The organism is Synergistaceae bacterium, from assembly GCA_021372895.1.
Classification (GTDB): Bacteria; Synergistota; Synergistia; order Synergistales; family Synergistaceae; genus JAJFTP01.
Genome location: JAJFTP010000055.1, coordinates 1 through 4,110, shown reverse-complemented (window position 1 = coordinate 4,110; position 4,110 = coordinate 1). Strand labels below are relative to the sequence as shown.

The 4,110-nt window shown below is 50.0% G+C and carries 3 protein-coding genes; 2 read left to right on the top strand and 1 reads right to left on the bottom strand.

The genetic code is table 11. The features are described from left to right. The first annotated feature begins 89 nt into the window (after window positions 1-89). Window positions 90-686, top strand: coding sequence for a hypoxanthine phosphoribosyltransferase (hpt, locus tag LLF78_04965; protein MCE5201845.1), 597 nt, complete (start codon window positions 90-92; stop codon window positions 684-686). 364 nt (window positions 687-1,050) lie between these two features. Here hpt and LLF78_04960 read toward each other — a convergent pair whose 3' ends face one another. Continuing rightward, window positions 1,051-1,287 carry a hypothetical protein gene (locus LLF78_04960; protein MCE5201844.1) on the bottom strand — a complete coding sequence of 79 codons (237 nt, stop codon included), beginning with the start codon at window positions 1,285-1,287 and terminating at the stop codon, window positions 1,051-1,053. 640 nt (window positions 1,288-1,927) lie between these two features. Between LLF78_04960 and LLF78_04955 the strand changes: the two genes are divergently transcribed. Beyond that, a partial coding sequence (locus LLF78_04955) for a PAS domain S-box protein (GenBank protein ID MCE5201843.1) occupies window positions 1,928-4,110 on the top strand: 2,183 nt, incomplete at its 3' end.

Below are 4,110 nucleotides of genomic sequence, written 5' to 3'. Positions count from 1 at the left end.
GTTGAAGGGTACCTCAGACAAGATATTCGGGCTGCCGGATCGTGACTAATAAGCTATTGTTGCTCTTTCTTTAAGCCGGGAACATTCTCATGTTAAGCCGTTTTGATGAATACATTATCGAGGTCTTGATCACGCAAGATGCAATTGCCGGACGTGTTGCCGAGATGGGCAGAGAGGTGGCCGCCGCCTACAAGGACTCATTGCCGCTTTTGGTTGGGGTGTTGAAGGGCAGTGCCTTGTTCATGGCCGATCTTATCAAAAATATGGACATTCCTCTGGAGATGGATTTCATAGCCGTGGCAAGCTATTCTGGTGAGCAGCAACAATCCCTCGGGGCTGTGCGCATTACCAAGGACGTTGACACCATAATCGAAGGGCGGGACGTCCTCTTGGTGGAAGGCATTGTGGACACGGGGATGACCCTTGGCTATCTCCTCCGTAATCTGAAGGCACGCCAACCACGCACTATTCGCGTATGCACTTTGCTGGATAAGCCGGCCCGTCGCATCGTAAAAGTGCCAATCGCCTTCAGGGGCTTTAAAATCCCTGACCGGTTTGTAGTTGGATATGGACTTGACTTTCACCAGTTGTACCGCAACTTGCCTTATATCGGGATTCTCAGCGGTGAGGCAACAGGCCTGACAAAGGATTTAATAACAAAAAAAATTAGAAGAAAAAATGCTTGAATCTACTCAGCTTGTGAATTAGCCTATAACTAACCCCAAGAGGTTGAATTAGGAAACCCAATAAAGACGCTCAGAGACAAAGCTCAAAGGAAACTGGAAGATTCGTTCTTCCAGGGGAACGTGAGCGGAAGCGATGAGATGAGCTCTCAAGGCAAAGTTGGGCAACCGAAAAAGTCACTTGGGGCCATTTTTATTTAGGTGTGTGTTTCACATAGATTATTTTAATCTTGTCTTTTGTACTAATGTACCCCAAATTAAATTGAATCGATAAATGATTGTCTTTCGGTCTGAGGTGAATGAATCGGATTGGGTGCAACATTATAGGTGTATATGGCTGGATGACAAACTTTAGAGTTCAAGCCCTTTATTCTATGTCCGCAGGGTCTCCCGCCTGTATAATCAATCGCACGACTTCCCTCAAATGCGGGTCCGGAAGCGGCGGCATGACCGGACGAGACGCATCACAGGGGCCATGGCTCCCCCCGTTCCTGCAGGTCAGGGCTCCGGCTTTGATGATTTTTCCGATGGCGTCTGCCTCGTTGCGCGCGTCAACGCAGATCATCCGTCTGCAGGGGACAGGACATGAAAATGTATAGGTCATCCGTAGTGCTCCATCTCGTAAATAAAAGTCGTGTCTTTATAAAACATTATTTCCAACTGCATCAATCGGGCATACGCTGGATATGATCCTTCCAATACCTTAGGACGTTTCTTAAAAATGCTGACGGATGCAGAAATACCCGAACAGGAATGAATTGCCAGTAACCCTATATTCATGAGCAATTCATTCCCTGGAGAGATAAGAGACCCGAATAACAGGCTTGCTACCCTTGCCACGCCAGATCATTCCACCCAAACACCGTCCGACGCTCCACGTGGAAAACACGGCCCTACTAAACAGTTGGACGGTTTAACGTTTCGACAATCCGGCAGGAACATACGTTGCTTCGGGCTCAAGCAGTCCAAGCCGGATCAAAATGCTTCAAGCGAGGGGGCGTCTGAAAATTTACAAACGCCTGCACCACGGCGAGGTATGTTCCCCGGCGGTTCGATAGCGGCCGCCCAAGGTAAGTCACTGCCCACAGTCAAGCAGTCCTCAGCGGACTTAACTAAATCGCTCAACCGGCATAGGTATGTACAATAACTAAGGCTTTGGCGCAGACCAAAATAAGAGTATCCCTTATATCTGACTGCCTACTTTTGGAGTATATCAATCATACTATATTTAAACAGGCATAAAGGTGAAGCATCCTACAAATGATTCCGTTCGCGAGAGCAAGCGGGCAGAAGAGGCGCTGAGGGCCAGTGAGGATCGGTTCCGAAAAGTCTTTGAAAATGCTTCCATAGGCATACTGATCGCGGATCCCAATCGGAATTATCTGGCCGTGAACGACAGGTTCTGCGAGATCACGGGCTATAGCCGTGAGACATTATTGACCTTGGGATGCGGGCAGATTGTTCATCCCGACGATCAAGAAATGGATGTAGCCGAAATTGGACGTTTGATCCGCGGCGAGTCCAAATCATTTTTACGTGATCTGCGCTATGTTCATGCAAATGGATCGATCGTGTGGGTACGCGTGCACGTCTCTGTTTTCCATAGTGACTCGCAGGAAGGCATCCAGATTATTGCTGTGGTTGAGGACATAACCGACCGCAAGCGGGCCGAGGAGTCCCTGCGCCGATTTGAACTTATTGCCGAGCACAGTCGGGACATAGTCCTGTTCATGAGGTGTGACAATGGACGGCTGATAGAAGTCAATGCCGCCGCGGAGAATGCGTACGGTTACAGCCGCGAGGAGTTGTTGGCATTATCGATTCACGCCCTAAGGGCGGCTGAAACGCAGGCTTTAACTGTGAGTCAGATGGCCGAGGCAGACGTTCACGGTATCCTCTTCGAAACCATTCACCGCCGCAAAGACGGCAGTACCTTCCCCGTTGAGGTCAGTTCGCAGGGAGCAACTGTCGATGGTGTACGCATGCTGATAAGCGTAGTGCGAGACATCACCGAACGCAAAGAGATGAAGGATGCCCTGCAGGAGAGCGAAGAGTCCCTCAATGCTATATTCAATGCAGCAGCACAAGCGATTTTTCTCATGAACACCTCGGGCATTATTCTGGCCATGAATGCGTTTCTATCTGAACGTATAGGCCATAAGCCTTCAGAAATGCTTGGCCGCTGCATATACGACTTTTTGCCTGCAGATGTGGCAGCTTCCCGCCGGGCACGCGTCCAGGAAGTGATCCGGACGGGCCGTATGATTCGTATAGAGGACCAATCTGAAGGGAGATGGTTTGATAGCACCATATATCCGATTATAGATGGCGAGGGACGGGTTACTCGATTGGCTGTATTTGCTAATGATATTACAGAGCACAAGAAAGCGAAAGAAGCTCTGAGGGAGAGCGAAGAGAGGTTCCGGTCGGCCTTTGATAAGGGTGCAATCCCCATGACGCTCGCTGCGCTTGACAGCCGACTTTTATTTGTCAATGCGGCTTTCAGCAAGATGCTTGGATATTCAGAAGCAGAACTTGCCGAGATGAGTTTCTTTAAAATCACCCACCCTGACGATATCGCTGCAAACCAGGCCGGTCTGGCACCGGTTATTCGGGGTGAAAAAGATTCGTTCCGGATGGAAAAGCGATATATCCGCAAAGACAGCCGAATCATCTGGGCAGATATGAGCACGTCATCCGTACGCGATGCGAACGGCAAGCCACTCTATTATGTCACTTACGTTCAAGACACCACCGAGCGAAAACTGGCTGAACAAGCTCTGCGCGAGAGCGAGAGGCGTTACCGTATGCTTGTGGATTCGGCGCCTGACGCTGTGATTGTTCACCGGGAAGGACGATTCCTTTACTCTAATGCCCTTGCGCTCAAGTTGTACGGCGCGGAAACGCTCGAGCAGCTTCAGAGCAAAACCGTGCTTGACCTGGTTCATCCTAAGTATCGTGAGACTGTTTCTGAGAGGATGAAGCGAGTAGAAGCTGGAGAATCAGTGGAATTAAAAGAAACGGCGGTGGTTCGTTTTGACGGCCAGGTCGTTCCCATTGAGTCCGTCGCAAGCATGATGATTAATTACGAGGGAGAGCCCGCCGTTCAGGTCACCATCCGCGACATCACCGAACGCAAGCGGGCCGAAGAGGTCGTCCGGGCTTCGACGAAAAAGACGGAAACAGTCCTGGCAAGTATAACGGACATGTACGTTTCGTACGACAATGAATGGCGCTTCGTCGACCTCAACCCTGTAGCCGAAAAGCTGATAGGCCGGACTCGACAGGAACTCATCGGAAAAGTACTTTGGGAAGTGTTCCCTCAGCTCAGGGAGAGCGAAATTCATGAACATTATTTGAAAGCGGTCCGGGATAAGTGTACTTCGAGTTTCGAAGCTTATTCCCCTGCTACCGGGCACTGGCATGA